Source organism: Photorhabdus sp. RM323S, assembly GCF_042879375.1.
GTDB lineage: Bacteria > Pseudomonadota > Gammaproteobacteria > Enterobacterales > Enterobacteriaceae > Photorhabdus > Photorhabdus tasmaniensis.
Window position 1 is genome coordinate 13,161 of the sequence record NZ_JBHFKZ010000025.1, and the last position, 25,759, is coordinate 38,919.

At 46.1% G+C, this 25,759-nt stretch carries 33 protein-coding genes; 15 read left to right on the plus strand and 18 right to left on the minus strand.

Going from position 1 to position 25,759, the window contains the following annotated elements; all coding sequences use genetic code 11:
* Positions 1–5 precede the first annotated feature (5 nt).
* The 18 genes from sctI to sctN all read right to left on the minus strand — a co-directional run bounded on the left by sctI (position 6) and on the right by sctN (position 14,670).
* A complete protein-coding gene (sctI, locus tag ACGF7G_RS11915) occupies positions 6–344 on the minus strand; it encodes a type III secretion system inner rod subunit SctI (protein WP_387465715.1) in 339 nt (112 codons plus the stop codon).
* Positions 344–910, minus strand: a complete 567-nt coding sequence (locus ACGF7G_RS11920; protein ID WP_387465717.1) for a YopR family T3SS polymerization control protein — start codon at positions 908–910, stop codon at positions 344–346. The genes sctI and ACGF7G_RS11920 overlap by 1 nt, the downstream gene beginning before the upstream one ends.
* Positions 903–1,256 carry a YscG family type III secretion system chaperone gene (locus ACGF7G_RS11925; RefSeq protein WP_387465719.1) on the minus strand — a complete coding sequence of 118 codons (354 nt, stop codon included), beginning with the start codon at positions 1,254–1,256 and terminating at the stop codon, positions 903–905. The genes ACGF7G_RS11920 and ACGF7G_RS11925 overlap by 8 nt, the downstream gene beginning before the upstream one ends.
* Positions 1,257–1,258: 2 nt before the next feature.
* Entirely contained in the window at positions 1,259–1,540 is a 282-nt protein-coding gene (gene sctF, locus ACGF7G_RS11930; protein WP_387465721.1) for a type III secretion system needle filament subunit SctF, read from the minus strand.
* Positions 1,524–1,745 carry an EscE/YscE/SsaE family type III secretion system needle protein co-chaperone gene (locus tag ACGF7G_RS11935; protein ID WP_387465723.1) on the minus strand — a complete coding sequence of 74 codons (222 nt, stop codon included), beginning with the start codon at positions 1,743–1,745 and terminating at the stop codon, positions 1,524–1,526. The genes sctF and ACGF7G_RS11935 overlap by 17 nt, the downstream gene beginning before the upstream one ends.
* Entirely contained in the window at positions 1,742–3,013 is a 1,272-nt protein-coding gene (gene sctD / locus ACGF7G_RS11940; protein ID WP_387465724.1) for a type III secretion system inner membrane ring subunit SctD, read from the minus strand. The genes ACGF7G_RS11935 and sctD overlap by 4 nt, the downstream gene beginning before the upstream one ends.
* Positions 3,010–4,857, minus strand: coding sequence for a type III secretion system outer membrane ring subunit SctC (gene sctC / locus ACGF7G_RS11945; protein WP_387465725.1), 1,848 nt, complete (start codon positions 4,855–4,857; stop codon positions 3,010–3,012). The genes sctD and sctC overlap by 4 nt, the downstream gene beginning before the upstream one ends.
* A complete protein-coding gene (locus ACGF7G_RS11950; protein WP_387465727.1) occupies positions 4,845–5,267 on the minus strand; it encodes a YscB family type III secretion system chaperone in 423 nt (140 codons plus the stop codon). The genes sctC and ACGF7G_RS11950 overlap by 13 nt, the downstream gene beginning before the upstream one ends.
* A 15-nt stretch (positions 5,268–5,282) precedes the next feature.
* Complete coding sequence (locus ACGF7G_RS11955; protein WP_387465729.1) at positions 5,283–6,119, minus strand: T3SS regulon anti-activator ExsD domain-containing protein; 837 nt, start codon at positions 6,117–6,119, stop codon at positions 5,283–5,285.
* A 114-nt stretch (positions 6,120–6,233) separates the two neighbouring features.
* Positions 6,234–7,052 carry a helix-turn-helix transcriptional regulator gene (locus ACGF7G_RS11960; protein ID WP_387465731.1) on the minus strand — a complete coding sequence of 273 codons (819 nt, stop codon included), beginning with the start codon at positions 7,050–7,052 and terminating at the stop codon, positions 6,234–6,236.
* 776 nt (positions 7,053–7,828) lie between these two features.
* A complete protein-coding gene (gene sctU, locus ACGF7G_RS11965) occupies positions 7,829–8,884 on the minus strand; it encodes a type III secretion system export apparatus subunit SctU (protein WP_387465733.1) in 1,056 nt (351 codons plus the stop codon).
* The gene (sctT, locus tag ACGF7G_RS11970; RefSeq protein ID WP_387465735.1) at positions 8,881–9,669 is read right to left on the minus strand and encodes a type III secretion system export apparatus subunit SctT; all 789 of its coding nucleotides are present in this window, start codon (positions 9,667–9,669) and stop codon (positions 8,881–8,883) included. Before sctT ends, sctU begins: the two co-directional genes overlap by 4 nt.
* A complete protein-coding gene (gene sctS, locus ACGF7G_RS11975) occupies positions 9,666–9,932 on the minus strand; it encodes a type III secretion system export apparatus subunit SctS (RefSeq protein ID WP_021323784.1) in 267 nt (88 codons plus the stop codon). Before sctS ends, sctT begins: the two co-directional genes overlap by 4 nt.
* A 2-nt stretch (positions 9,933–9,934) precedes the next feature.
* On the minus strand, positions 9,935–10,588 hold the full coding sequence (sctR, locus tag ACGF7G_RS11980) for a type III secretion system export apparatus subunit SctR (protein ID WP_387465737.1): 654 nt from the start codon (positions 10,586–10,588) through the stop codon (positions 9,935–9,937).
* Positions 10,585–11,511: a type III secretion system cytoplasmic ring protein SctQ gene (gene sctQ, locus ACGF7G_RS11985; protein ID WP_387465739.1), complete on the minus strand. Its 927-nt coding sequence runs from the start codon at positions 11,509–11,511 to the stop codon at positions 10,585–10,587. The genes sctR and sctQ overlap by 4 nt, the downstream gene beginning before the upstream one ends.
* The gene (locus ACGF7G_RS11990) at positions 11,508–12,872 is read right to left on the minus strand and encodes a type III secretion system needle length determinant (protein WP_387465741.1); all 1,365 of its coding nucleotides are present in this window, start codon (positions 12,870–12,872) and stop codon (positions 11,508–11,510) included. The genes sctQ and ACGF7G_RS11990 overlap by 4 nt, the downstream gene beginning before the upstream one ends.
* A gap of 11 nt (positions 12,873–12,883) precedes the next feature.
* Positions 12,884–13,348: a type III secretion protein gene (locus tag ACGF7G_RS11995; protein WP_387465743.1), complete on the minus strand. Its 465-nt coding sequence runs from the start codon at positions 13,346–13,348 to the stop codon at positions 12,884–12,886.
* Positions 13,345–14,670, minus strand: coding sequence for a type III secretion system ATPase SctN (gene sctN / locus ACGF7G_RS12000; protein ID WP_133815315.1), 1,326 nt, complete (start codon positions 14,668–14,670; stop codon positions 13,345–13,347). Before sctN ends, ACGF7G_RS11995 begins: the two co-directional genes overlap by 4 nt.
* A 323-nt stretch (positions 14,671–14,993) precedes the next feature.
* Here sctN and sctW point away from each other — a divergent pair, with 323 nt between their 5' ends.
* The 15 genes from sctW to ACGF7G_RS12075 all read left to right on the plus strand — a co-directional run bounded on the left by sctW (position 14,994) and on the right by ACGF7G_RS12075 (position 25,119).
* Positions 14,994–15,866, plus strand: coding sequence for a type III secretion system gatekeeper subunit SctW (gene sctW / locus ACGF7G_RS12005; RefSeq protein WP_133815316.1), 873 nt, complete (start codon positions 14,994–14,996; stop codon positions 15,864–15,866).
* Entirely contained in the window at positions 15,847–16,134 is a 288-nt protein-coding gene (locus ACGF7G_RS12010) for a TyeA family type III secretion system gatekeeper subunit (protein ID WP_133815317.1), read from the plus strand. Before sctW ends, ACGF7G_RS12010 begins: the two co-directional genes overlap by 20 nt.
* Positions 16,131–16,502: a type III secretion chaperone SycN gene (gene sycN / locus ACGF7G_RS12015; RefSeq protein WP_133815318.1), complete on the plus strand. Its 372-nt coding sequence runs from the start codon at positions 16,131–16,133 to the stop codon at positions 16,500–16,502. The genes ACGF7G_RS12010 and sycN overlap by 4 nt, the downstream gene beginning before the upstream one ends.
* Positions 16,499–16,864: a YscX family type III secretion system protein SctX gene (gene sctX, locus ACGF7G_RS12020; RefSeq protein ID WP_387465746.1), complete on the plus strand. Its 366-nt coding sequence runs from the start codon at positions 16,499–16,501 to the stop codon at positions 16,862–16,864. Before sycN ends, sctX begins: the two co-directional genes overlap by 4 nt.
* Positions 16,865–16,866: 2 nt before the next feature.
* Positions 16,867–17,196: a type III secretion system chaperone SctY gene (gene sctY / locus ACGF7G_RS12025; RefSeq protein WP_387465747.1), complete on the plus strand. Its 330-nt coding sequence runs from the start codon at positions 16,867–16,869 to the stop codon at positions 17,194–17,196.
* Positions 17,193–19,310, plus strand: coding sequence for a type III secretion system export apparatus subunit SctV (sctV, locus tag ACGF7G_RS12030; protein ID WP_387465749.1), 2,118 nt, complete (start codon positions 17,193–17,195; stop codon positions 19,308–19,310). Before sctY ends, sctV begins: the two co-directional genes overlap by 4 nt.
* A complete protein-coding gene (locus ACGF7G_RS12035) occupies positions 19,307–19,735 on the plus strand; it encodes an LcrR family type III secretion system chaperone (RefSeq protein ID WP_133815322.1) in 429 nt (142 codons plus the stop codon). Before sctV ends, ACGF7G_RS12035 begins: the two co-directional genes overlap by 4 nt.
* A gap of 46 nt (positions 19,736–19,781) precedes the next feature.
* Positions 19,782–20,060, plus strand: coding sequence for an LcrG family type III secretion system chaperone (locus tag ACGF7G_RS12040; RefSeq protein ID WP_387465752.1), 279 nt, complete (start codon positions 19,782–19,784; stop codon positions 20,058–20,060).
* Positions 20,061–20,070: 10 nt separating this feature from the next.
* The gene (locus tag ACGF7G_RS12045) at positions 20,071–21,009 is read left to right on the plus strand and encodes a virulence-associated V antigen (protein WP_387465753.1); all 939 of its coding nucleotides are present in this window, start codon (positions 20,071–20,073) and stop codon (positions 21,007–21,009) included.
* A gap of 9 nt (positions 21,010–21,018) precedes the next feature.
* Positions 21,019–21,528, plus strand: a complete 510-nt coding sequence (locus ACGF7G_RS12050) for a SycD/LcrH family type III secretion system chaperone (RefSeq protein ID WP_387465755.1) — start codon at positions 21,019–21,021, stop codon at positions 21,526–21,528.
* On the plus strand, positions 21,509–22,762 hold the full coding sequence (gene sctE / locus ACGF7G_RS12055) for a type III secretion system translocon subunit SctE (protein WP_387465757.1): 1,254 nt from the start codon (positions 21,509–21,511) through the stop codon (positions 22,760–22,762). The genes ACGF7G_RS12050 and sctE overlap by 20 nt, the downstream gene beginning before the upstream one ends.
* Before the next feature lie 11 nt (positions 22,763–22,773).
* Positions 22,774–23,652, plus strand: a complete 879-nt coding sequence (locus tag ACGF7G_RS12060; RefSeq protein ID WP_387465759.1) for a YopD family type III secretion system translocon subunit — start codon at positions 22,774–22,776, stop codon at positions 23,650–23,652.
* Between the two features lie 407 nt (positions 23,653–24,059).
* On the plus strand, positions 24,060–24,503 hold the full coding sequence (locus ACGF7G_RS12065) for a type III secretion system chaperone (protein ID WP_387465761.1): 444 nt from the start codon (positions 24,060–24,062) through the stop codon (positions 24,501–24,503).
* Positions 24,500–24,733, plus strand: a complete 234-nt coding sequence (locus ACGF7G_RS12070) for a T3SS regulon translocated regulator ExsE family protein (protein WP_133815329.1) — start codon at positions 24,500–24,502, stop codon at positions 24,731–24,733. Before ACGF7G_RS12065 ends, ACGF7G_RS12070 begins: the two co-directional genes overlap by 4 nt.
* Entirely contained in the window at positions 24,730–25,119 is a 390-nt protein-coding gene (locus ACGF7G_RS12075; protein WP_387465763.1) for a YscW family type III secretion system pilotin, read from the plus strand. Before ACGF7G_RS12070 ends, ACGF7G_RS12075 begins: the two co-directional genes overlap by 4 nt.
* Positions 25,120–25,759 lie beyond the last annotated feature (640 nt).

The following is a 25,759-nucleotide window of genomic DNA, read 5'->3' on the forward strand; positions in this document are numbered from 1 at the left end:
GCTCCTCACTGGGCTTTCATTAGGGTTTCAACGTTTTGATTCAATCGTCCTACTGTTTTGGCAATCAGCTCTTCTTGTAGGGTGATCCGCATTAGAGACCACTGCATTTGCATCAGGCTGTTGGGATCACTGCCGGGGACGGCTAACTGAGCTTCCAGTTCTTGTTTAGCCTGAGTAAATTGTTGTCTGAGCTGGCCCAATTCGCTGATCAGACTGTTTCCAAGCCCCTGATCTTGATTGGACATAGCCAGTTCAAAATGTGCAACATTTTCGGCACTGGCCTGAGGTGTGTTGAGTTCATCCAGGCTGGTTATCAGTGTCTCGCTTATTTGTGGCAGGTCCATTATTCCTCCAAATCGAGTTTATGTGAGTTTCGGATCAGGTTATCCACCATACCGTTACGGGGGATAAGTGTTTGCAACTCACGTCGGATTAGGTCACTCAGGTACTCATTACCGTCTAGAGATTTAATCTCGCCGAGTACCTTGAGAAGGACAGTTTCCTGTTGTCGACCTGTGGGTGCGAATTCACGAACAATCGCTCTGAATTCTGGTAAATCCAGTTGTGGTTTGACGGGCAAGGTCAGGCCACCAAACTGCGACCACAGATGTTTTTGTACCGGGGCAATAAGTTTGCCCTCTAACTGAGCACGTTGAGAGGGCTGGCTATCAGTTGATAAGGTCTGATGCCATTGCCAGACGATTTTTCGCTGGGTCGCTGGATTGAAATCACCTAAAACTTCTTCCAGAGACGCTCCTTGCATCCAGCGTTGTTGTCGTTCTTTCAGCGTCTGTTGATCAGGCATGAGTTCCAGTGCTTGATCAAAGTCTTGCTTGTTCTTGGCAGTGATTGAAGGCTGTACTGTTGGTTGTGACAGCACATTATAAGATGGCCTTTCGATCCTATTCATGAGTCAGTTGCTCTCGCATACCATCAACAAAAGACAACAATTGTGGATCGTCACTATCAGCCATTCGCGTTAGTCTCTGCTCTAGGGCTGAGGCCAGCCCCAGACGCCATTCACATAAAGCCAGCCAAGGTTCCAGACTGGGCCAGGGAAGATCCCGTCCAAGATCCAGAGCCTGTTGATATTTGCCTTGGTTCGTCAGAGAAGAGAGCCGAATCAGGTTTGCGGCTTCTTGCCCTTCCTCATTGAACATTAGCCAGTCGGCAATAGCATTGGCTTCGTCATGGCAGTGGTGGCCGCTTCCAACCAGAGCGATATCTGCCAGTAGTCCTTTGAATGAACGTGTCATGATTAGATCTTCTGTAATATGCCTTGCATCAGGTCTTTCATGGACCGGGTGACAGTGGAGTTAATGTTGTAGATTACCGACCATTTGTTGATTTTGTGTTGTAAATCAGCCAACAAAGCAGGGTTATCAGCACCTCCCGTCGTACTTCCACTCGTACTCTTAGACTTTAGCGCGGTGATTGCATCATTGACGTCTGTGTTGGCTTGGTTAGCTTGTTCACTCAACTGTTCAGCAACCTTATCAAGTGTATTAGTTGTTGCTGCGGAACTAAAAATCTGAGCCATGATGGCCTCCTTCTGTTGTGTTAAGTATTGTGATTGCAGCTTGGATGGCGTCAGCCTCTTGCTGCCATTGTTGGTATTCTTGTACCGAACCTCCACGTCTCAGGCGTTGTTTGATATCGTTCAGCGCCTGAGAGAGGCGGTGTTGAATTTCGTTGACATAAGCGGAATCAGCACCGAACAGTCGTGCTTCCAGGGATGTCATCATAAAGTTGGGCTCCTGTTAAGTTTGACGATAAATTGCCGTTCACCTTTGGTAATAACAATGGCATCTCGACGGATAGCTTCGATCCTCAAACCATTTTCTGTTGTTGCTCCGACGGGATAACGCAGGTTATTTTTGAGTACCACATAAGGCACACGTCCCAGAGAAACCGCCCGGACATCGAAATTGAGCTCATCATTGAGGGAGAGTCGGTTATTATTTAGTAGTACCAGGGTTGGTCGGTTGCCAAATTCTTGTTTAAATACCTGCTGTAAGCGGTAGAAATTGTGAGTCTGGAGCTCATCCAGTTGACCTGTGAACTCAATACGATCGCTTTTGTCCTTGTAGGTCAGCGTGTTGGGTAAATCATGTTTAGCCAATAGCATATCCAGACGCTTGAGATGACCACCGGTTAGCATTGTCTGGTTTTCTATACCAAGTAGGCCCGGAACGTCGCGTTTGAGCAATGATTCAATGTCGTTCCACTGTTGGTCAGGGTCAGTTAATTCTCCTGCAAGGCGGATCCAGCCGGGTTGTTTGCCATTGCTGCTTTTGAGCTGGGTATAACCTAATTTTTGTAAAATGAAATCTACCCCCTGACGTAATTCCTCCATAGTACGTAACTCCAGTCGATAACTGAGAGAATGAGTATCAAGATATTCTTGCAATGCTAGACGTTGGTAGTTGTGGTCCACATAACCTTTTAGCAGCAGAGGCCCGTTATCAGGCATCATTTGCGCACTAACCTGACGATAGGCTGAATCGTCATGGAGAAAACGGCGTAGTTCTTGATCAGCCATGCCATTAGACATGTTGTTTCTTTGCCATCCTTCACGTCCAAGCAGTGCCAGAAAACCGAGAGCCAGTACCAGACAGAATATCAGCATCCAACCAGCGATCCGGCTGCGATTTTTCTGAATGGGACGCTGGTGTTGTGTGATCGCAGGCTCGGCAAGTTGCTTCGGGAATGCCTGTTGTTGATCGCAGAAAGCCCACAATAACGGCCCTACCTCTTGACGAGCCAGCGCTTGCAGGGAAGCCCCCGGTGATAGGGGTTCGCCATTCTGACTTGGTGCTGTTTCACCGGCCCATTCCAACAGGCGGATTGAATCTGATTCTACTTCTAAAATGAGATGCATAGGGGCAACATCTTCATCCACCAGAACGATATCTGCCTGTAAGGGGTCCGAGCCGATGGCTAAACGCCCTTCAGCTAAATTGACCTCAATACTTTTATTCAGTCCGCGGTAGAAGCGAATTTTCCAACTCATCTGCTCGCCTTATTTTGCGCACGAACACACCAAGTTTCCTTAAGTGAACATTGTTGTTCAATGACTCGCCATCCGTAAGTTTTGCCCATTCGGCATGAGGCTAAAAATGAGCTTTTACCTGCTTGCCGTAGCGTTTCTTGTACTTGGCGTGCCGGGGATAAAGATTGGCATTGTGCACTGCTCAGTACTTTACTCAGAGAAACGCTCTGATTAGAGATATCTTGCGTTGCCAGTAACCGATGGCGTAGATCTTGCCCATTACCCAATGCCAGATAATGAGCTATCCCACTATCAATGAGCCGTGGTTCAATAATGAACAATCGTACTGAACGCCGTACCTGCTCAGTGGTACTGCGGAACAAAACACCCAGGTAGGGGATATCGCCTAAAAATGGCACTTTGCGTAGGCTTTCATACATTTCGTCACGGTAAATGCCGCCGATCAGTAGGCTTTGCCCATGTCCAACTCTGGCAACGGTATCGACAATGGTTCGGCTGATGGTAGGAATGCCATCTGGGCCTGAACTGTTGGGCTTCTGGTTACCGTCTTCAATGTGCAGACTCAGACTGATTTCAGGAGAATCCCCGATTTGGATAACTCTGGGGGTCATACGTAGCATAGTGCCATAGGTGAGGCTCTTAAGTTCGGCGACCCGTTCACCATTAACTTTTACGTAATAGGTTTCATTATGGTCAATAACCGCTTGGGTGTTCTCCTGAGTCAGAAGCGTCGGGCGGGAAACCACCTGAGCGCTGCCTTTGCTCTCTAACAGGGTTATTTTTGCCAGCAGGTAATCCAGGCCACGGCGATCAACTAAGCTACCCAATGCTGCTGAACCGATGCTTTCCCCTTTTTCCTTTTTCTCATTTTTTTCCCTAGTGGTGGTGATATCGATAAGATGGCGCGGTCCGGTGTTGATGCCTACTTGCCAGTCGACACCCAGCTCTGAAAGGTTGTCAGCGTTGATGTCGACGATGGAAAGTGCGACTTCAATGCGGGCAGAGGGTTTGTCCAGTGCGTTGATTAAATGTGCGTACATGGACATCCTTTCCGGGTTGTCTCGTACAATGATTGCGTTTAGAGACGGTTCCGCCTGTACAACAGCCCGGCTTGAATGGTTTCCTCCCATAGATGATGTTGTTTCACCAGTGACAGCCGCCACATTGGCATCACTCAGCAAGCGGGAGAGAATAGTGGCGATACCAGGTGCCTCAATATTGCTATCACGATACTGGATCTGGCGATCTGTGACTGAGGCGTATTTGAGTGGGAAAATCTCCACAGTTAACGCCCCGGTTTTTTCGCTACGCAGCAGTGATTGCTGTTCCAGTGCAGATGCAGTCTGATCGACCAGTTCAAGATAACGGGGAGGGCCTGATACGTAAACCAGTTGGTTGCCTGGATCAGGACGCCAGCCAAAGCGGGGTTCCCAAATACCGGAACGTTTTAGGGCTTGCTGTAGCTCTGTTGCGTTGGTTTGCTCAAGTTTAAGGAGACGTGATTGTATTTCGCTGTTTTTAAATACGTAAAGTACACTCCCATCGTAGTACCAGACCAGGTTATAGAGAGAGGATAAATGTTGCAGGAATTCCTGAGGGCCATCTTGTTCAAAATGACCGTTAACCTGATCGGTCACCTTATCACTGACAATCACTGATGCGTCATAGTTAGCACCGAAATTAACCAGCACATCCCGCAAGCTTTCTCCTTTTGCCAGATAGTCATAAGGCATGGGCAGCCAATCCAGATCTTGGCTAAAAGCCGAAGAGAGCATCACACTACTGATGCTCAACGATAACAGTAAGGAACGGCACAGCCGTTGGAACTGTTTCATGGCTGCCATATAACTTGTTTCCATTGAGGGAAAGATTGCGTTTCCGATAATAAACCCATGATTTGCTCCAGTAAATCGACATGCATAGCTAGCATTTGTTCCAGGATTTGAACATCCAGACTGTTAGGATCAAGGCGAGCCTCCAGAATAAGATTTTCTGATTCATCCAAGGTCAGTGCGTGGGGAGCATGACGTCCCCAGCGAGTGACCTGTTGCAACAGTGTCTTCAATAGTTCAGTGACTGATGGATCTTTTGGGTTATGGCGCCAGTTTAGAGGGCTGGATAACACAAGTGCAGTTCCTTGTTGGCGAAGAAACAGGTTGTAGTTATCAATGTGCAAATGGTAATGCCCTTGTCCATCGGAAACAAAAGGCTTCTGGCCCAAGCGACTGGCCAGATGATTGAGTAGAGTTTGCATATTTCCTCTAATGATTTAGGCCGTCGTCGATTGCCAATAAAAACTGTCCTGTGGCAGGCACAGGGCACGAGCGCAGAGCCATTGTTGCAAGTGGATAGCAGCTTCTGTGTCGTACTTTAAGGTGGTCAACCATGTCCAGCAGGGAGACAGAATTTCAGGAACTGGGGTGAAAACTGTCAGATTGTCGTCGGTCTGGAGTGTATCCAGACAGGTAAACCAGTTAGGCCATGCTTCATAGGCCTGGTTTTCCGCTGTCAACAGCAGTTTTTCTAATAGTTGCTTGCGTTGGTTGAGCGCTGTTTGCAAGGATATAACCTCTTGATAGTGTTGTTCCCGGCATTGAGATGATAGGTTTTCAACCTGTTGCCAAAAATGCGCCTTAGCACGCAGTTGCCGTTCTTGAATCTGCAACTGATCAAGTTCGATGAACCAGAGTTCTATCTCTGGTTCTAGCAGGCGGAGCCACCAATCAAATAGTGGCTGTAGTACCCAATACTGTAAAAGATGTCTGTCGGCCAGGTTAATGTGGTTACCCAGTACCGTGTCCCAGTCACATTCTGACTTTGCCGCCGCTCTGATTAGCTGCTGCAAGTCATTACGCTTCAACGCTTGCCCACAATTTAGCCGTCTGCGAAACCAAACAGATTTCATTAAGCTTTCCAGAAGATGTCTGGGCAAAAGACGTTGTAACAGAACAAACTGTTGGTTATTGATAATGTCTCTATTCTGGTACTGAATAGACGATGATTTTCCGAGCAATTGTTCTCGGCGCGGGATCCCAGACTGCATGACAGAGATCTTGCGGCCGAGAAACATGCTGGTTCGAGTCTGATTATGGTCTTGCTGGCTCATGCTATGCTCATCTTGCTGCTAGTCACTCTTGTCGATTAGATTAGGAATGGCCTTATTTTATCTGTCAGGCCAATGGTTAACTTGTAAAAAACGTCAGATTATTTTAGCCAATCGTTACTCTTTGCCATACCTGGCACGACTGGGGGTGCAATCAAAGCGTCTCCGATAACTTTGAGTAAAGTAGGATTGGCTAGAGAATCCGGCTTCCATTGAGATATCAACAATACTCATCTCACTATTGAGTAGTAGCTGATGTGCATAAAGAATACGGCGCTCGCTGATCCAGGCTCGTGGTGATATGCCGTATACGGAACGGAATAGCTCCTTGAAAGTGGTTAATCCCATGCCGAATTCTTTAGCAAATTCGCTGAGTTTCCATTCTTTGAGGTAGTGATTTTCCATAAAGCTCTGTAAACGTTCTACTTGGCGGTTGCTCAGTTGTCGTAATACTGACATGAGCAAAATCCCTTGCTCCCCAAAAGACATCAGCAATAGCAATTCTTCTGCCCTTAATTGACCCAAGGCTGGGGGGTAATCATGAGCCAATAGATCGACCAGCCCATTAACACTTTGAGATAACAGAGGAGATGAGGTAAATGCAATCAATTCGGGTGCTGGCACATTGTGTCGCTCGACTTCACTGAGCAGAGTACCAAAGCGTTGCAGAAAACTATGAAGGAAAGTTGTACTCAACGGTAACCAGAGTAGCTTGCAGGTATCACTACGCGTTTTTGCTGCGTAACTGCCACGACGAACAAAAAGCAGTTCGTTATGAGAGAGATCGTAGGTATTGGTACTGTCCTGCCATGTCATCTCACCTTCGAGCAGGATATATATCCCTTCCTGATGATGCTCTATAACGTTGAAGGCAGGCATGCTTCGCTGGAATAGAGTGATATCCATTCCCTTCCCTGATGTTGTGATGCCATTCATTTTATTGTCCTGGATCTATTGGTGTTGTCTTAAAAAAATATAAATTACGTTATTTTTATTGATATTAAATATATGTTTTCTTTGGTTTTTACTACCTGCAATAGACAGGAAGAATAGTTTTATGTGTTTAACGGGATAGCGAGTTATAAGGCCTTTTAATTAAAACGGTTTTTCTTCTGGTGGCATATTAATGTTCTCGATCTGAATAATAGTATTATTCTCACATTTTATAAACGACAGATGAAAAGTGATCAATTTTTTTACATAGTCAAGATTGCCTGTAGATTCCTCATTCTGAATCATAAGTTGGGCTTTTTATTCTGTCTTAATTATTAGTTTTCTCCTTTTTATTCAGATAATGTATAGATGATTCAGGATACGTCAATTATTGTCATGGTCATCTGGGTATTAATTGATTAAAAGGCGCAGAAGTCAGTGTATTGAAATCTAATAGCTCAAATGACCTACGCATACACGCATAATAGTAGATCACTTGATAAGAAATTCAAATCTGGTTTGAACGATTTTATCAATCGATAACAAGAAAGAATCAACCAAACTGAATTGGATTGTTTATTATAATATCGTTTAAGGAATGATTAGCTATTAGCAGTCATCTTTATTTATCTTAAATTTGTTACAATTATGTGATTTGGTCGTAATGAAATTAAGAAACGAAGCCATCGACAATAATCGAAATATAGCAAACATTGGCTTATGGTATTGCCAACAAATCGCATTTTACACCTGAGAAACGTCTATTTGTTGAGAGCAGGTTACGATTCAGGAGAGCGATCTTGCCACTGTTCTAGCCAGCGTAAAACTTCTGCGGTGGCTTGAATGAGATCAGCAGGGATATAGTTATCGATGAGGCCATCCTGATAAAGTGCCCGTGCAAGAGGTATTCGCTGTAATACTGGAATACCTTCCTCTTCGGCAATACGCCGGACTTGCAGGGCCTGCGCATTAGTGAACTTGAGCGTAATAAGAGGTAAAGGTGTCTCTCCTTTCTTGTAGCGGATACCGACGGCAATATGAGTTGGATTGGCGACAATCACTGATGAATTCTTGACGCTGGCGCGCATATTGCTTGATTGTAATTCTTGGTGAAATTGGCGTCGCTTGCTTTTGATCTCCGGGCTGCCTTCACTCTCTTTATATTCGCGCTTGATCTCGTCTTTGCTCATTCTGAGCTGCTTGATATGTTGGTAGTGTTCGAAGGCATAATCGGCAATAGAAATGACAATAAACCCGATGCCACATACGGTCATTAGCTGGGTTAACATCATACCGAGCACAGGGGTAATACATCTTGTCCCACACTCCGGCAGGTACAGCAACGCCTGTAGATTACCTTCCAAGGTAACCCAGACCAGGATGCAGAGCAGCGTCACTTTGAGTATTGATTTGATGAATTCCACCAAACTCTTGATAGAGAAGATTCTTTTGGCCCCTTCAACAGGATTGATCTTTTTGATATCAGGCTTGATAGAATTCCCACTCAACAAGAAGCCGTATTGGACAAGGTGTGATGCTAACGATAGCAAAGCGGAAACGCTCAGAATTGGCAGACAGAGATAGACCAGCTCCTGCATCAGGTTTTCAACGACATGATTGAAGGCTTGGGGAAAGGGTTTCTCCAGCAGACTAGCCGGGATCAGCATCAATTTACTCAGATGTTCCAAATAGTATTCGGACATGACCATGATCATACCGATCAGCCCCAGGATTAAGGAGGTCGATACTACTTCATTGCTTTTGGTTACCTGGCCCTTTTTTCGAGCATCTCTGAGTTTCTTGGGTGTAGGCTGTTCCGTCTTTTCTCCACTCATGGTGCCTCCAGGACAGGAATTAACATGCGTACAGGAGAAAGCGTTAACAACACCTTATCATAAGCATGATGCATCAGTAATCGGATATAGATAACCAGTAACAGGCTGGCAATTGCGCTCTTGATCGGCATCGCCAATACGAAAACGTTGAGAGATGGAGCGAAACGGCTAATCAGTGCCAGCCCGAACTCGGCCAGGAACATAGCGATTAATAAAGGGGCTGCCATCAGGATACAAAGTTGCAGTAGATAGCTGAACTGACCATAGAAAAAACTGATCCACTGGCTGGTAATATGGGGGAAAAATTGCGCTACCGGCCAACTGTTATAACTCTGGTATAGGGCACCAAGCAGACTAAGAAAAGCGCCGCCGGAGAAAAAAAGCGTGATCAGAGTTTGAGTCAATAGCAGACCTGTGGGTGAAGTTTGGCTTCCCAGAGAGGGGTTAAGTACCGAAGCCATTGTTGCTCCCCGTTGGTTATCGATAATAAAGCCGGTGGCTTCCATTGCCCAAAATGGAATAGAAGCGATAAAGCCGATTAGCAGACCAAGCAAGACTTCCTTACCAAGCAACAGCGTCAATTCCAGGCTACCAAATGTTGGCAGCGGGTTACCTGCTACTGTTGGATAAACGTAGAGGGCCAGTGAGCAAGCCACACCGTTACGGATCAGTCCACCGCCCAGCATCTGTTTGCTGAGTACAGGAAATATCACAAAACAGCTCATAATGCGGGGTAACAGCAGGGTATAAGCAAGGATTTGTTGCTGGAGCTCTGGTAGGGTCATTTGATCAGTGGCACCTTGAGAAAGGCCATGTTGGCGAAGCTGTAGAGCTCGTTGCCAAGCCAGGTAGCCGTAGCGAACAGGGTGATAATGACAGCAATTAATTTAATGACAAAACCCAGCGTTTGTTCTTGTATTTGGGTAAGTGCCTGGATCAATGAGACCAATGTTCCCACTGCGGCGGCCATCAATACCGGTGGCAGGGAAAGAATTAACACTAGCCAGAGCGATTGGCTGGTAAAATGCAGAATATCAGCATTACTCATATTCAGGCTCCATAACTGATGACAAGGCCGTGTGTCAGGCGTGTCCAGCCATCAAGCAGGACAAATAGCAGTAACTTGAAAGGAAGAGAGATGGTCATAGGGGAAACCATCATCATCCCCATTGCGAGCAGGATGTTAGAAATAATGAGATCGATCGCAATAAACGGCAGATAAAGAAGAAACCCAATTTCAAAAGCTCGGGTTAATTCACTGACTGTAAAGGCTGGCAGCAGGATCAGCAGGCTATCTGGTTCCAGCCGGTCCGCATATTGGCTTGGCCAAATCTGTCGGGTGCTATCGATAAAGAAAGTGCGCTCACTGGGCTTAATATGTTGTTTGAGAAAGTTCCGGTAAGGTGCTACACCTTCTTCCATAAATTTTTCTACCGATTCAGCGTTACTGAATGAAACTTCATTCTGGCGCAGATAATCTTGAGTAGCGAAACCCACTGGGGCCATGACATAGATAGTGAGGATAATCGCCAATCCATACATAGCCATGTTGGGTGGGATTTGTTGTACTCCCAAGGCGTTACGCAGCAAAGAAAATACCACTGCCAATTTGAGGAAAGAGGTGGCCATCACCGCAATAAAGGGGAGCAGAGCCAGTAAGGCCAGCCCGATGATAAGATCCAACTCGTTTGGTAGTTGGATCATGATTGTTTCTCCGTAAAGAGATGTTCAACTTTTACACCCAGACGCCCCTGAATATCTACCAGCCGCCCTGAACCAAGGCATTTCTGATTGACGAGAATACGTACTTCACCGTCTGGTGGAACACCAAGATCGAGTAATGAACCGGGTTGCAGACTGGTAAGCATATGTAAATCCAAGGTCTGACGACCAACCTCGAAACTGACATGAACCTCCAGGCTGTTTAAGTCCGTTACCGGTGTACTGTCAGGAGTGTCAGGAGAGAGTGTGTGCATAGTGATTAACTCCAGTTTCTGTTCATGGTATTTAAAGTAGGCCCAAGGTCGCCCTTCCAGATGTGCTAACAGAGAAGCATCTGGCTGTTGCTGTGGGGACAGTAGCAGTACGTCCCCTGGTTCCAGGGTATGAAACTCGTCTAAAGTCAGGTTTATTGCTCCCCATTGCAGAGACAGTTGTAATGGAATGGGCAAGTACTCGTTTGGTTGACGTTTTGGCAATATGGCAAATAAGGGCGAGGATTCTGGTAACCAGAGTGGTAATGTGGCACCTGGCCGCTCAAGGCGTAGTAATAAGCAGGCCGATAAAGAGAGTTCTGATATGGTTCTCAGCGCAGACCATGACAGATTTGGTAGTGTTTTGCTTTGGTATTCCATCAGTGCCAGCAACAGATCCTGAGGGAGTGAGGCCAGATCTGCTTGTTGTAGATCAGGGGCGAGCCACAGAGCCAGCTCGGTTGCATGGCAGTAAAAAGAGAAAGTATGTCCCTTCCAGTGGGCGATCAGCACCTTGTCCAGCGTTTGGGGAGGAGAAACGATATCCAGAGTGAGATGACCATTAGCCCAGCTAAATTGTTGCTGATGACGGCTCAGGGTTTGACGCAGAGTCAATTCTTCCAATGAGACTTTGGGTAGGGACAGGCTATTCATGCATCATTTTTCCATTCTTCATATACGCTGCGACGCTGGCGTGATCCGTGCTCGCTATCCGTTTGAGATGGGAGAGAGAGTTCGACAGTTTGTGTTGGATAAAGAAGCTGTAGACGTTCAAGCAGCTCAAAGCGTGCCTGCTTCAGTTGTTGTTGAGCTGCCGGGTTCGCCAAAATCTCTATTTGAAGTTTGCCATTCTCATTGGTTAGTTGAATCTCAAGAGCACCCAGGTTAGGGAGTGTCAGATGTAATGTTGGCGGACGTTGCTGCCGTGTTAGTTCGATACTGATCTCCACGCTCAATTTATCGATTAGCGCCTCCAAAAGTGGGGAAATGGTTGAAGTTGCTTGCATTGTAGCGAGTATGCGCTCGCCTGGGAGGAGCTGTGTTTGTGGAAAGAAGGGCATTTTCCCGTCTAATTCACCAGGATAGGAGGGCTGAATGTCAGACTCTTTTGGCTTTGATGCCAATAAATGGTATGTCTCGATTTCAGTAAGGATCTTTTTTTCCGTGATGCTGATTTCATTAACATGGGGAACAGGGAAAACCAGACCTGCCTGCTGGCGGGGAAGGATGTCTTGTTCTTGTGTATTTTGCTGAGATCTGGATATGCCGGGCGTTGTTTGCGCCACTGCATAATATACTGGTTCATCGTTTGCGTCTTTCTGTGCAGGAATAGCTGTTGTGTCAGGATAGACCGCAACAGAGGGCATGATATCAACCGATTTTAGGTTAGAGGCAAGGGTGTTCAGGTCTGGCTGGCGCGCAAGGATAGCGGGTGCTGACAGAGACTTTTTTATCTCGATAGCGATCTCATTGAGACGATCAACAGAGGGCAATAAGCTTTTCTTCTGATTTTGAGGTAGTACGGGTACATATTGGCTTGGTAATGGATGAGGCACAACCGCAGGTGTCATGTTGGCCGGCTCAAGATTGGGAGTGTGTACTGGGAGGTCAGGCGTCGCCAGAGAGTTTGTCCTTATATCATGTTCCTGGGACTCTTTTTTTTGCTCTAGGTTAGCTTGGTTCTCTTTTCTCTTATGTGAAAAAGAACAGGTGCTATGGTATGTCTGGGGTAAGGCGTGTCTGCGCGGGTCATCAGTTGCCTTGTGTGTGGGGTCGAATAGCGAAAGTTCCTCATTTACGTCATTTGCGTCATGTGTGGAATGTAGATCCGCTGTTTTGCTATTTCTGGTCGTGTCGGTTAATGGTTGATCCATCCGCCGTGTTGTTGACTGGCGCGTATTGGTGGCGTGAGAGGCGATAGCCTGCTCGAAACGGCGCTGCAAATCTGTGTCTGCCGCTGTGGGGGACGTTGGGAGTGAGGGGACACCTTTGCCGATAGCTGTCAGTGGGTTCATGCTTTTCTGTTTTACACTCTTTCTTGTTGGCGATGGAACTCTTCTTGTTCCCGCTCTTCCTGGTATTCGTTTTGGACACGGATCGCCTCTTGTTCCTGGCGGCCCAATTCGTTAAATTTTTCCTGCTGCTGACGTGCGTGGTGCAGTACACGTTGGCATTCTTTTAGTTGACGCAGTTCCAGTTCCACTTTTTCGGCCATTTCAGCGACTTCCTTTTCTAGCTGCGCTTCATTTTCGCGTAACAGGGCAACTTGTTGTTGCCAGCGTTCAAGACCTTTGCAGTCAATGGGTTGGCCTTGACACAGTTTAAAAAGCCGTTGCTCTTCTTCTATTCGCCATTGACAGTAATCTTGCGAGGCTTGCAAAGCTTGTTGATGGTGTTGACGCGTCGTTTGAAGTTTCATTTGTTGCAGGGAAAAATGTCGTTCAGCGCGTTCAACACGTAGTGCTTTTATACGTTGTAAACGGTTAATCATTGTTTCGTTATCTGCTGCAAGAGCGCTAAAGTTTGCGGCAAATCACTTGTTTCATGAGTGCCTTGGCGTAACCAGCTACGTATTGCTTCAATGTGTGCAATGGCATTGTCAGCAACGGGATCTTGCCCCTTCTTGTATTCTCCGATCTGCAACAAAAGCTCAACTTCTTCATACTTAGCCAGCCAATGACGTAACAAACCAGCCTGAGCCAAGTGTTCAGGAGTGATAATCTGGTTCATCACCCTACTGGCGGAACGTAACACATCAATAGCTGGATAATGGTTAGCCGCAGCCAGCTTGCGTGACAAAATAATGTGACCATCAAGGATCGAACGGGTCTCATCCGCTACGGGTTCTGTCATGTCATCTCCTTCCACTAATACAGTGTAAAGGGCGGTAATTGATCCTTTGTCAGATTGACCGGCACGTTCCATTAACCGTGGTAACGCCGCGAAGACTGACGGTGGGTAACCTCGTCGGGTTGGCGGTTCGCCGGCAGCCAGACCTATTTCTCGTTGTGCGCGGGCGAAACGGGTCACGGAGTCCATCAGCAGGAGAACACGTTTGCCTTGATCACGGAAGTATTCAGCGATTGAGGTCGCCACAAATCCAGCCTTAGCCCTCTCCATCGCTGGACGATCTGAGGTAGCGACTACCAACACTGAACGTTTCAGCCCTTCTTCGCCCAGATCCGATTCGATAAATTCCCGCACTTCGCGGCCACGTTCACCAATGAGTGCCAGCACAGTAACATCAACTTCAGCGTTACGAATCAACGTAGATAACAGCGTACTTTTACCACCGCCCGCCGCGGCAAAAATTCCCATACGCTGACCTTCACCACAGGTTAGCAAGCCGTCAATAGCCCGCACGCCGAGTGAGAGTGGGTGCTCAATCCGTTTGCGACTCATGGGTGCCGGAGCATCCCGATAAACCGGATACAAAGCTTGTGGTTCCGGCAACTGTCCGCCGGAAAAAGGATTACCCAGTCCGTCAAGGATTTGTCCTAACAGGTAATCACCTACGCCAACCTGATGCATGGCTCCGGTTGGGCTCACTTCAGTATTTGAAGAGATACCAAACATTTCGCCAAGAGGTGTCAACAGGGCTTGATGTTGTTGGAACCCAATCACCTCTGCCAGGAGGGATAGTGTATTGTCAGGATTGCGTAAATGACAAAGTTCACCTATCCGCACACCGGGGATGACAGCCTTAAGTAATGTACCCGTGACTTGAGTAACCCTGCCGCGAATCTGAATGAGTCGACATTCATTAATAGCATGGCGCATTTGGCCGGGAATATGGTCAAGGGAAAGCTTCATGATCGTTTATATAACCTCTGCTGCGAGTACTATAAAGAAGGGAAAGGGGAAGGGATTGCAATCTGAGTCGGGAGTTTTTAGAAAATGGTTGGAGTTTGCGTAGCTGTTCCCAGCTTTGATCAGTGAAGCTTCCCGGTTCATGGGTTGCTGCTTATGCTTGATGCCTCTTATATCAGCCTCAGTGAGGAAATAACGATGAATCCTATCCTTGGCGATAGGTTATGGCGGATTTTGCTAAAAATTCACGGCTGATTTTGGCATAGGCACCGGGACGGTATCTTTATAATTTGTCCATTATTAACTCTGATATGACAGGATAGGCTATGGATATTATCCAGAATCATCTTCATTCGATGACTTTGTCAGAACCTGATGCCGGGATTACAGCACAACAGGAGCAGGCCAGGGTCGGTCAGTTTCAGGGAGAGAAAGTGGTATTGGTTACTGCATCCCAGTCTTTTGCTGACGCGGCCGAAGAGCTTACTTTTGCATTTTCGGAACGCAAGGATATGCCGCTCTCCAGACGTAAAGTTAGCGATGGACATGCCAGGGTGCGGGAAATTGAGGCATTGGTGGGTGAATACTTGCAGAAAGTGCCGGATCTGGAGCGTCAACAAAAGGTTAAAGCGTTGATCTCTCATTTAAATAGTAGCCAATTGACTAATATTGCTCAGTTACAGGCTTATTTGGAAAGTTTCTCTGGCGAGGTGAGTGAACAATTCTATGCACTGAGTCAGGCCCGTGATGCGTTGGCAGGCAGGCCAGAAGCTCGTGCCATATTGACATTGGTTGAGCAGGAGTTGTCACGTTTAGCGCAAGAGCAAGGTATTGCTATCGAGTTAGGAGCTCGCATTACTCCTGATGCCACGGCAGCAGCCAGAGATGGAGTTGGTAATTTGCAGGCATTGCGTAACATCTATCGTGATGCCGTTATGGATTATCAAGGGCTGTCAGCGGCCTGGCGAGATATCCAGGCCAATTTCAAGAGCAGCTCCCTGATGGAAGTGACCGGATTCATCATGAAAGCCCTGAGCGCTGATCTGGACAGCCAACCGCGACAACTTGATCCCATTAAGCTGGAACGTGTGATGAGTGACATGCACAAGCTCCGTTTGCTTAACAGTTTGTCGGTTCAGGTTGAACAGTTATGGAAAAGCGTGGTAGAGGGGGAAAATCATGGCATACGGGCCTTCTGACCTTATGGGTGATGTCGTTTCTCTGATTGAGAAACGCTGGGCCAATGTGCGGGATGTTGAAATGCTCGGTCAGGCTTTGGGATTGCAGAATAGCCAAACTCAAATTCATTTCTACCGGGAGTTGAAGCGATTGATTCGATTGATTCCGGTGGAGGTGTTCAGTGATGAAGAACAGCGGCAAAATTTGCTTAATTCTTGTCAACTGGCGCTTGATACAGCAATTGAGAGAGAAGAAGACGAATTGTGGTCAGGAGAGGGAGCATCATGAACTGGATAGAGCCACAATTGCTCCAGTTTTGTCAGGATTTGGGGATGGAGATGTCTGATGCTGCCAGTCCCTTGATCCAAATCGATTTTGAATATTCTGGTACGTTACAGATTGAACGTTATGGTGGATCATTAACGCTTTGGCTAGCCCATGAAATTCCCTGGCATCAGGGGAGAGACGCAATGGTTAAGGCAATGTTACTCACCTTTAGCGGTCAGGGGCCAGAACTGCCCTTGCGTTGTGGTTGGTTGGGAGAAGATCGCTTGTTGTTGTTTGTGACATTGGATGAACGGCATATAACGCTGCCTTTGCTGCATCAGGCATTTCGCTCTTTGCTAAGAGTACAACGTGAGGTGCTCGCTTCGTGAGCAGAATCGCCTCCGCCCATATAGGCATTGAGCAACTGACGGCGATCAGCCGGGAAGAAATAGGGGTTGGCTTGCCTGATCGCTATACGTTATTGCCCGATGGTCAATCCGTTGAGACTCACTCTGCGTGTCTTTATCCAGCCAATAAAGCTGATCAGGCTTTGTTGGCCTTTGCCTGTCCACAAGATGGGTTTCACTCTCTGTTACGTCCCCATGACTTCCGTCAGGCTGTCAGTAGCTTGCGTGCAACTTTGCAACAAGGTGATGACATCAAGGTACAGCAAGCTGTTTCCCTGCTGGAAAAGATGAATCAAGATGAACAGTTGCTGCAAATGGCCCTGCACCTGTTGCACAAGGTATAACCATGACTTTAAGTTCTAAACAGCAAAGTGCTTTGCTGTTACTCGGCTGGCTTCAACTCCAGTACGGTCACCCTGACCGAGCCCGTATTTTATTGGATGCACTACTGGCTTTGCATCCTGAACATCAGGAAGGACGCCGTGCTTTGGTGGTTTCATTACTTAAACTGCAAGAAGGGAGCATGGCGAAAGAACATTGTGCTCTCTTACGGGATCAGGGAGAACAAAGTGAGGCTCTTTGGCTTTGTGTCAGCCGGGCCTGCCAACAGGAAGGGAACCTGGAAGAAGCACGCAGTGCTTATCAGCGTTATCTCTCTCAAGGGACTGTACGATGAATCGCGGGCTTGAGTTATTAAGCCGGATCGGCGAGCGCAAAGATATTATGCTGGCAATACTGTTGTTAGCAGTTGTCTTCATGATGATTCTGCCACTTCCTCCTTTTCTGCTGGACATTTTGATCGCCATTAATATAACCATCTCTGTCGTACTAATGATGATGGCGGTTTATATAAACTCCCCCTTGCAGTTTTCTGCCTTCCCCGCGGTATTGCTGGTGACAACCCTGTTTCGTCTGGCGCTTTCAATCAGTACCACCCGGATGATCCTCTTGCAGGCTGACGCCGGGAAGATTGTCTATACCTTTGGTAATTTCGTAGTTGGTGGAAACCTGATCGTGGGGATAGTGATCTTTTTGATCATCACCATCGTACAATTTATCGTCATCACCAAAGGTTCAGAACGTGTGGCTGAGGTTAGCGCGCGTTTTTCTCTTGATGCTATGCCCGGCAAACAGATGAGCATTGATGGAGATATGCGTGCTGGCGTTATCGACGTCAATGAAGCCAGGGAGAGACGCAGCACTATCGAGAAAGAGAGCCAGATGTTTGGTTCGATGGATGGTGCGATGAAATTTGTTAAAGGTGATGCTATTGCCAGTCTCCTCATCATCTTTGTCAACATCTTGGGTGGGATAACCATAGGCGTCACTCAGAAAGGGATGTCTGCTTCTGATGCATTGCAGCTTTACGCCATTTTGACCGTGGGTGATGGCATGGTTTCCCAGGTACCGGCACTACTGATTGCCATCACGGCGGGTATCATTGTTACCCGTGTTTCGTCAGAAGACTCTTCGGATCTGGGTAATGAGATTGGTGAACAGATCATTGCTCAACCAAAAGCGTTGTTGATTGGTGGTGTTTTATTGGCGTTGTTTGGCCTTATTCCTGGATTCCCGACATTAATCTTTTTTATGCTTGCGCTGGTGGTGACCGGTGGCGGTTATTTTTTGTTCCAGCGTCAGCGGCAAGTCAACGTGAGTCAGCAAGCTGATCTTCCCAGCCTGTTAGCCCAAGGGGCAGGTGCCCCGGCAGCCAAATCTAAGCCTAAGATGGGCAGTAAAGCCAAAGGCGGGAAGCTCAGTGAGAAAGAGGAATTCGCGATGACGGTTCCTTTACTTATTGATGTGGATACCGGATTACAGGCTGAATTGGAAGCCATTTCGCTTAACGATGAATTAATACGGGTACGGCGCGCTCTCTATCTGGATTTGGGAGTACCTTTTCCAGGTATCCACTTACGCTTTAATGAGGGTATGAAGCAGGGGGAGTACTTGATCCAACTACAAGAGGTACCTGTCGCCCGTGGTCGGCTGCGTTCAGAACATCTGTTGGTACAGGAACCAGTCAGTCAGTTGGAATTGTTGGCTATCCCTTATGAGGAAGGAGAACCACTGTTACCTAATCAACCTACGTTGTGGGTAGCCGAAGCACATCAGGAACGTTTAGCTAAGTCTGGGATGGCTGTTTTGTCGATGTCTCAGGTGATCACCTGGCATTTGTCACATGTGTTACGGGAGTACGCTGAAGATTTTATTGGTGTGCAGGAGACCCGTTATCTTCTGGAGCAGATGGAGGGCAGTTATGGTGAGTTGGTTAAGGAGGCCATGCGCATCATCCCATTGCAACGGATGACTGAGATACTGCAACGGCTGGTGGGAGAAGATATCTCTATTCGCAATACACGTGCGATCCTCGAAGCTATGGTGGTATGGGGACAAAAGGAGAAAGATGTAGTTCAGTTGACGGAATATATTCGTAGCAGCCTCAAGCGTTACATCTGTTACAAGTATGCTAATGGTAACAACATCCTGCCCGCTTATTTATTAGATCAGCAGGTAGAAGAGCAGATCCGGGGAGGTATTCGTCAGACGAGTGCTGGGAGTTATTTGGCGCTGGACCCGGCGGTGACGCAAAGTTTCCTTGAACAGATGAAAAAAACGGTAGGTGATTTAACGCAGATGCAGAATAAGCCGGTGTTGATCGTATCAATGGATATTCGTCGCTATGTACGCAAGTTAATTGAAGGTGATCACCACGGCTTGCCGGTGCTTTCATATCAGGAGTTAACTCAACAGATCAATATTCAGCCTCTTGGTAGGGTTTGTCTATGAATCATGATCCACTGACTCCTTGGTTTGAGGCGCGCGGTTATTCGGTGCAGCCTCATTGTATGGGGAGTAGCCCGATTCCTCTTGGCTGGCGCGTGTGGTGTGAAGATTGTGAAATCGCTTGGCGCTATGATGCACCGAGAGTTTGGATCGTCATGTTACGTCGTTCCCGGCAGCGCCGGGGACTTGCTAATCCATTTGCTCCCCTTTATCTGTTGGCAACAGCAACGATGGAAGTGCTTGGACCAGGTAGCAGGCTTTATGGTCAAGTCAACACTTTGGCTGATTCACCCCTTAATGATCAACGTCTGGCACGTTTTTATCTCCGTTGGACAGGAGCGAGTGAGTTAACCCCGGGCTGGTTCGAGTTAGAGGCCAATCGCGTTATATCGTTACATCAAATGAGAAAACGACAAAAAAAAGTCTAACTCTGACAGGAAGAATCAATATCTGTCTTTATTATAGGAGTCACTGATGCAAGAGGAACCCAATGCCAAAGTACTGCAAGCTGCTGAAACAGCTATTAGGGACAGTGATCACAGGCTGAAACTATTGCAAGAGATGTGGCAGTCTCTGGACATCAATCCCAATGTGGGAGCAGAGCTGTTTGGTCATGCTGATACTTCTTTGGTTCAGCATGCCGAGCAGGAGCTGTTAACAGAAGTTAATCGCTTACGAAGCAGCCATCCTCACTCTCTGGAAGAGGGAAAGCGTCTCCGCCGCCCACCTCGTATGCGTGGCATTATTGTATAAGGATTTAAAGATGGAAATTAGGCCATATCAAAATGACCCACAGCTTTTCTTAGCAGATCTGGATAAGGTTTCGCTGGATAGACTACAAGGTTCTGGATCTTCTGAGCTTGATAGTTTGGTTAAGCTTATTCTCGATAAGGGGATTAAGATTGAAGCGAAATATGATTCGGGTGGGAGCAAGGTTATTACTGGCGATGAAGAGCTGTTGAAAAAATTGATTGCCTATTTCCTGCCAGCGGATGCGGTTGTTAAGGGTGGTCACTTCGATAGCCAAATAAAAAATGGGATCGAAAATCTTAAATCCTTCTTGAATAATCCGACATTAAAAACTGACTGGACATTAAGGGATTTCTTGGCTGCTGTTCATTTTAATTTAACGCCGGATCGTCTTGATGATGACGTCATTGAAGTATTTACCTCTGTCATGTTAGGTCATGATAAAAAACGACTTGAATTGCGTGATGAGTTGGCTGCATTGACTGCGGAGCTAAAGGTTTACAGTGTTATTCAGTCGGAGATTAATGCGAAATTAGCAGCTAATAGGAAGCTTGAGATTAATAAGACTAGTTCCTTCGACTTGCTGGATTATAAGAAATATGGTTTTAGTGATGAGGCCACTTTTGAGAAGAGTGCTGAATATAAGTTGCTAATCAAGATATCTAATGGATCACGGAACCTCTCCATTAAGGACTTTTTAGAAAGCCCCAACAAGCAAAGTGGAGCTATGAGTGGTCTGGCGACCTCGTATGAATATGACAAGGATAATAATAAACTGGCCAACTTTTCTACTTCGGTCAACGATCGCGTAAATCCACTAAACAATACTGTCCAGGAAAAAACCACGCGTTTAAATGATGTTAGTTCCCGTTACAACGCGGCTATTGAAGCGTTGAACCGTTTTATCCAGAAATACGACAGCATTATGCGCAATATTCTCGGCGCAATTTAAGGAATGATTATGGAGCACCAGGAAACACCTACGACTTCTGACCAGTATGAACAAGAATTGGAAGCCTTTTTCAATGATGGTGGCACACTTGCCATGCTGAAGGATGTCTCCAGTGGTACGCTTGAGCAGCTTTATTCGCTAGCGTTCAACCAGTATCAGTCAGGCAAATGGCAGGATGCGCATAAGATATTCCAGGCTTTATGCATGTTGGATCACTATGACTCCCGGTTCTTCCTTGGATTGGGTGCATGCCGCCAGGCTATGGGGCAATTAGAACAGGCAATTCAAAGTTATAGCTACGGAGCAATGCTTGATATTAATGAACCCCGTTTTCCATTTCATGCTGCCGAATGTCTCCTGCAATTAGGAGAGCTTGATGGAGCTGAGAGTGGCTTCTACTCAGCCCAACAGCTTGCGGCAGCTTTGCCGGAACAGGCTGCTTTAGCTGCCAGTTCTAGTGCAATGTTAGAAGCTATCACAATAAAAAGGACTCAGGAAAATGGATCCGATAGTAAATAAACCTCAGATTCCTCAATTAGGGGAAATTTTTCAGGTTGGTGGGAGCTCCATTACTACACCCCCTAAAGGAGAGGATCGCGTTACGTTTAGCCAGGCTGGTAATGGGCCGCCTGATGTAGCTAAATCACAAAGGATAGTATTACCAGCATTATCGGTGCCATCGACAGGGAGTAGTGCTCGCCTTAGTGTTCAGCAACAAGGGGAAGTGGCTAGTTTGCTTTCATCGGTTATGCAAAATACTAAGCAGACAACAGGGCTGATAGCAGAACTGACAACAAAGTTTACAGAAACTTCGCGGTTGTCCTCCCTGGCGCTATCCTCATTTGAGGAAATAGAAATTGAGCTAGGTAAACTGACCAGCGAGATCGAACGTAATCAAACGAAGCTTAAGATTCAGGATATCCAGCGGGCGCGCCACGAAAGCTTGCAGAAAATGGATGAGAATCAGCAGAAGATCAAAGAAGCCGAAAACGCTGCCAAAGAGGCGCAGAAATCCGGGTTATTCTCCAAAATCTTCGGCTGGATCAGTGCGATTGCTTCAATTGTGGTCGGAGCCATCATGGTTGCTACCGGGGTCGGTGCGGTAGCAGGCGCTATGCTGATCGCCGGAGGAGTAATGGGCGTGGTGTCTCAGGCACTGCAACAAGCGGCTCAAGACGGTTTAATCAGCAAGGAAACTATGAAGTGGCTGGGGCCAGTGATGACTGCGCTTGAGGTTATAATAGCTGTGGCAGCAGCAGCGGTTAGTTTCGGTGGTTCAGCAGTAGGAGCGATAGCCAAGATGGGCGCTAAGATGGGCAAAATAGTGGCTGAAGTGGCACCTAAGGTTGGCAGTAAAGTGGCTGAGGTAGCGGCTAAAGTTGCGGTTGAGGTCGCGTCTAAGGTGGCAGTAAAGGCGGCAGAGTTTTCTGCGAAATTCGCCGGTACAGCAACTAATGCCATGGCTCGTAGCGTGAAAGTGGGTATGCAGGTGGGTGACGTGGCTGTTGATCTAGCGAATGGTGTTGCTAAAACTGCCAATTCTGCGTTCCAGGCTAAATCGGCTAATCGACAAGCAGATGTGCAACTTTCACGTAGTGAGTTGACGGCATTCCAGGCTGTTATGGATAAGCTTAAAGAAGAGCTATCCCAGATGGTGGAATCTTTCCAGCATGTAATGGAAATGGTTTTCAAGATGCTCAATGCCAGGGGTGACATGATGAACAATCTTGCCAGCCGACCGCATGAAATTTAGGGAGTAAAAAGATGGAAACTATTAATAGTATCAATAGTCATCAGGTGATCAATAACAGTGTTTATATTGTGACTGATAAAAGTTCGGTGACAACAGCACATGAAGCAGCTATCCAACAGCAGGAAAAAGCTGGGCGTATGGATAAAGTTGACTTGATTGCACCGAAGCAGGGCCTTGATCTTAGCCGGTTAGGTAATGTCAAGCAAGAATTGAGTAATACACTGGATATGCTGTCGCTACTTTTTGAGATTGCCAAGAAGATGCGTGAATTGGGTATTTTGCAGCGTGATACTGAAAATAAAGCAACTATTGATGCTCAGAAGTCACAAGTGGATGAGATGCGTCATGGTGCTAAGTTAATGATTGCTATGGCTGTTGTTTCAGGTGTGATGTCGCTTGGATCAGCACTGGTAGGTGGTTTCTCTGCTTTTAAGAATAGCCAGGCGGTTAAGCAGCAGAAAACGTTGGAAAATAATATTGCCGCCCGTAACGAATTTATCGACATTAAGATGCAGCAGTTAGGTAAAAGTAGTGATATGGATCGGGCAGCAATTGGTAAGGTATGGGATAAAGCACAACTCAATGATGCGAATATTCTGAAATCTCTCACTTTGATTTTTGAGAATCGCAATAGTAAACAGCAGCTCTTCAGCACAGTGATGAACTCTTTAGGAAAGATGTCTGATAGTTCAGTGCAGGTAGAGCAGGGGCTTTCTCAGGCCAAAGCCAAGGAACATGAAGTCGATGCGTCTATTGCCCAGAGTGAAAAACAAAAGATTCAAGATCAGATATCATCGAATATCGAATTCATGAAAGATGTCTTGCAACTTTTGCAACAACTCTCTCAGGGCTATAATCAGGCATGGCGTGCGGCGGCTGGTGTGGTGTAATTCTGGTAGCCGATAAACGTTGATATTGTAAGCATGAGCGCCCAGAAAAGGGCGCTCAACTTGTTAATAACGCTTTGGTTTTTTGGTCAGGGCTTTGATTTACCAAGACTAGTATAAAACTAAGATGACCAAGAGAACTTATCTCACGATAGTATCTCCTTGAAATAGTCATCTTCGCAGGACATTTATAGAGCAGAATGCGTTACAGAAAAAGCACTTCACTGATGATTTGTCACTTGGTTTACACTCACTGGAGTGACCTTTTTATTAAAAGAACTGCCTTTGAGTGACAGAGGCATAAAAGATGATGGTAGTAAACTAACTCCCTTTTCTACGGGAGTAACCCGCTTGCTTAACCGCACGGTAGCTTCAAGTTTGCCTGATTTCCTTCTCTGCGGGAGTAATCCATGGATGTGATAGTTATCATCAACCAAGTTTTGGCTGAATTTGCTGCCAAATTTGCCTTGCCACATTTAGCGTTAAATCATGAAGGTGTAGCTGCTCTCTGTTTTGACGAGCATCTTAACCTCTCTTTAATCTTAATTCCTGAACGTGACCAACTCGTTTTACAGGTAGATGTTGCTGATATCACTGCTGTCGGGGAAGGCATTTTCCGTCAATTAGCCAGTTTTAATCGTCATTGGTATCAGTTTGATCTTCACTTTGGTTTTGATGAGTCAACTCTGATGGTGCAGCTTTATCGGCAAATGTCAGCCAGTCGGCTGAATCTGGCTGCTTTTGAGGAGAGCCTCTCAAGTATGTTGGATCATGCCGAGTTTTGGCTGGAGTTATTGCAGGCTCAACTTCCAACTGACTCTCAACTGAGTACATCTCTGGGAATGCGAGTATGAAAATTGATAATTCATTGCCTATTCGTTTAACAAACGTATCTGATGAGAATGATAATCTTTGTTGTGGTCGCCGGGTTATACCTGGGCATGTACCGCAAAACGTTCATGAGCCGCTTTCTGCTGTGCTGAGTAGAGGCCTTGTAATAGAGCCTGAACATGAGACAGTGTTACAGCGCTTACTGGATGGGCAGTACACCCCGTTATCACAACGTAGAATTAGTCTGTTATGACCAAAATAGGACTAGTATTGCTGTGTTTGCTGATTACTGGGTGTGTCAGTGAGGTAATCAAGAATGAAGCATCACCACTGATTGAAGGGGATGTAACCATGCCAATTTCTCTGTCCAGAACAGCAAACGTCGAGCTGTCATTGCTTACTGCTGTTGAAGGAAAAGTATTGACAGTGGGTGAGATGAATTATCGTTTAGATATGTTACCTCTCACTTTTTCTATGCGTTTAAATCCACAATTTTCCCATGATGAGTTGTTTTTAAGAACCCGTCTGCGCTGGGATGGGAAACGAGCGGTACAGGCAAAGAGTCAACAACGAATCGTGACAGGAAAAAGAATTGTAATGCAATTGTCTCCTTTACCTTGTTATCCAGAATGTTTATAAGCCTGAATAGTCAATATCTTGGGCTATTTAATTTACATTATCTAATATGTGATTTAATTGATTTTAAATATTAAATATCTATGCAATAATACATTGCATGAATCACTATTCTTATATTAAAGATTGGATAATCTTTCTGATAATGTATTCCGCTGTTGTTTCCTGATTATTCCTATCGCTTTGCTATACTTGACTTTTTTACCTTCAAATTAATGTGTTTTTTATCCAGTCACGGCTAAATAAAATATATCATAGTTGGCATTGCAATATCTGTAAAATCGATTAAGGAACGATATTGTTTACCGACTAGCATGACAGATTTCTTATATTCTTATCCCAATATTTATATTACAAACGATGAGGGTGATTTTTTATTTTTTTGTGTCAGAGTATTTATGCATATTAAAGTGATGGCTGGAAATAAGATATTCTTACCTAAAACCGATATGCTGAAAGACCAGGATAATAACGTTAATAGTGGATAACGATGTGATCCGTAGAGTCCATCAGATAGAGGTATGACTGTTTAATCATTCCAGATTTACTCTATCTTATTTACGGATTTATCTATCTTGGATTAATAAAATTGAATTGCTATGGCTATTATTACATGAAACAGTAACATGTAAATTCTCTATTT

Excerpts from the sequence above, each read along its gene's own strand:
- sctI (WP_387465715.1), bottom strand. The coding sequence starts at position 344 with ATGGACCTGCCACAAATAAGCGAGACACTGATAACCAGCCTGGATGAA.
- ACGF7G_RS11920 (WP_387465717.1), bottom strand. The coding sequence starts at position 910 with ATGAATAGGATCGAAAGGCCATCTTATAATGTGCTGTCACAACCAACA.
- ACGF7G_RS11925 (WP_387465719.1), bottom strand. The coding sequence starts at position 1,256 with ATGACACGTTCATTCAAAGGACTACTGGCAGATATCGCTCTGGTTGGA.
- sctF (WP_387465721.1), bottom strand. The coding sequence starts at position 1,540 with ATGGCTCAGATTTTTAGTTCCGCAGCAACAACTAATACACTTGATAAG.
- ACGF7G_RS11935 (WP_387465723.1), bottom strand. The coding sequence starts at position 1,745 with ATGATGACATCCCTGGAAGCACGACTGTTCGGTGCTGATTCCGCTTAT.
- sctD (WP_387465724.1), bottom strand. The coding sequence starts at position 3,013 with ATGAGTTGGAAAATTCGCTTCTACCGCGGACTGAATAAAAGTATTGAG.
- sctC (WP_387465725.1), bottom strand. The coding sequence starts at position 4,857 with ATGGCAGCCATGAAACAGTTCCAACGGCTGTGCCGTTCCTTACTGTTA.
- ACGF7G_RS11950 (WP_387465727.1), bottom strand. The coding sequence starts at position 5,267 with ATGCAAACTCTACTCAATCATCTGGCCAGTCGCTTGGGCCAGAAGCCT.
- ACGF7G_RS11955 (WP_387465729.1), bottom strand. The coding sequence starts at position 6,119 with ATGAGCCAGCAAGACCATAATCAGACTCGAACCAGCATGTTTCTCGGC.
- ACGF7G_RS11960 (WP_387465731.1), bottom strand. The coding sequence starts at position 7,052 with ATGAATGGCATCACAACATCAGGGAAGGGAATGGATATCACTCTATTC.
- sctU (WP_387465733.1), bottom strand. The coding sequence starts at position 8,884 with ATGAGTGGAGAAAAGACGGAACAGCCTACACCCAAGAAACTCAGAGAT.
- sctT (WP_387465735.1), bottom strand. The coding sequence starts at position 9,669 with ATGACCCTACCAGAGCTCCAGCAACAAATCCTTGCTTATACCCTGCTG.
- sctS (WP_021323784.1), bottom strand. The coding sequence starts at position 9,932 with ATGAGTAATGCTGATATTCTGCATTTTACCAGCCAATCGCTCTGGCTA.
- sctR (WP_387465737.1), bottom strand. The coding sequence starts at position 10,588 with ATGATCCAACTACCAAACGAGTTGGATCTTATCATCGGGCTGGCCTTA.
- sctQ (WP_387465739.1), bottom strand. The coding sequence starts at position 11,511 with ATGAATAGCCTGTCCCTACCCAAAGTCTCATTGGAAGAATTGACTCTG.
- ACGF7G_RS11990 (WP_387465741.1), bottom strand. The coding sequence starts at position 12,872 with ATGAACCCACTGACAGCTATCGGCAAAGGTGTCCCCTCACTCCCAACG.
- ACGF7G_RS11995 (WP_387465743.1), bottom strand. The coding sequence starts at position 13,348 with ATGATTAACCGTTTACAACGTATAAAAGCACTACGTGTTGAACGCGCT.
- sctN (WP_133815315.1), bottom strand. The coding sequence starts at position 14,670 with ATGAAGCTTTCCCTTGACCATATTCCCGGCCAAATGCGCCATGCTATT.
- sctW (WP_133815316.1), top strand. The coding sequence starts at position 14,994 with ATGGATATTATCCAGAATCATCTTCATTCGATGACTTTGTCAGAACCT.
- ACGF7G_RS12010 (WP_133815317.1), top strand. The coding sequence starts at position 15,847 with ATGGCATACGGGCCTTCTGACCTTATGGGTGATGTCGTTTCTCTGATT.
- sycN (WP_133815318.1), top strand. The coding sequence starts at position 16,131 with ATGAACTGGATAGAGCCACAATTGCTCCAGTTTTGTCAGGATTTGGGG.
- sctY (WP_387465747.1), top strand. The coding sequence starts at position 16,867 with ATGACTTTAAGTTCTAAACAGCAAAGTGCTTTGCTGTTACTCGGCTGG.
- sctV (WP_387465749.1), top strand. The coding sequence starts at position 17,193 with ATGAATCGCGGGCTTGAGTTATTAAGCCGGATCGGCGAGCGCAAAGAT.
- ACGF7G_RS12035 (WP_133815322.1), top strand. The coding sequence starts at position 19,307 with ATGAATCATGATCCACTGACTCCTTGGTTTGAGGCGCGCGGTTATTCG.
- ACGF7G_RS12040 (WP_387465752.1), top strand. The coding sequence starts at position 19,782 with ATGCAAGAGGAACCCAATGCCAAAGTACTGCAAGCTGCTGAAACAGCT.
- ACGF7G_RS12045 (WP_387465753.1), top strand. The coding sequence starts at position 20,071 with ATGGAAATTAGGCCATATCAAAATGACCCACAGCTTTTCTTAGCAGAT.
- ACGF7G_RS12050 (WP_387465755.1), top strand. The coding sequence starts at position 21,019 with ATGGAGCACCAGGAAACACCTACGACTTCTGACCAGTATGAACAAGAA.
- sctE (WP_387465757.1), top strand. The coding sequence starts at position 21,509 with ATGGATCCGATAGTAAATAAACCTCAGATTCCTCAATTAGGGGAAATT.
- ACGF7G_RS12060 (WP_387465759.1), top strand. The coding sequence starts at position 22,774 with ATGGAAACTATTAATAGTATCAATAGTCATCAGGTGATCAATAACAGT.
- ACGF7G_RS12065 (WP_387465761.1), top strand. The coding sequence starts at position 24,060 with ATGGATGTGATAGTTATCATCAACCAAGTTTTGGCTGAATTTGCTGCC.
- ACGF7G_RS12070 (WP_133815329.1), top strand. The coding sequence starts at position 24,500 with ATGAAAATTGATAATTCATTGCCTATTCGTTTAACAAACGTATCTGAT.
- ACGF7G_RS12075 (WP_387465763.1), top strand. The coding sequence starts at position 24,730 with ATGACCAAAATAGGACTAGTATTGCTGTGTTTGCTGATTACTGGGTGT.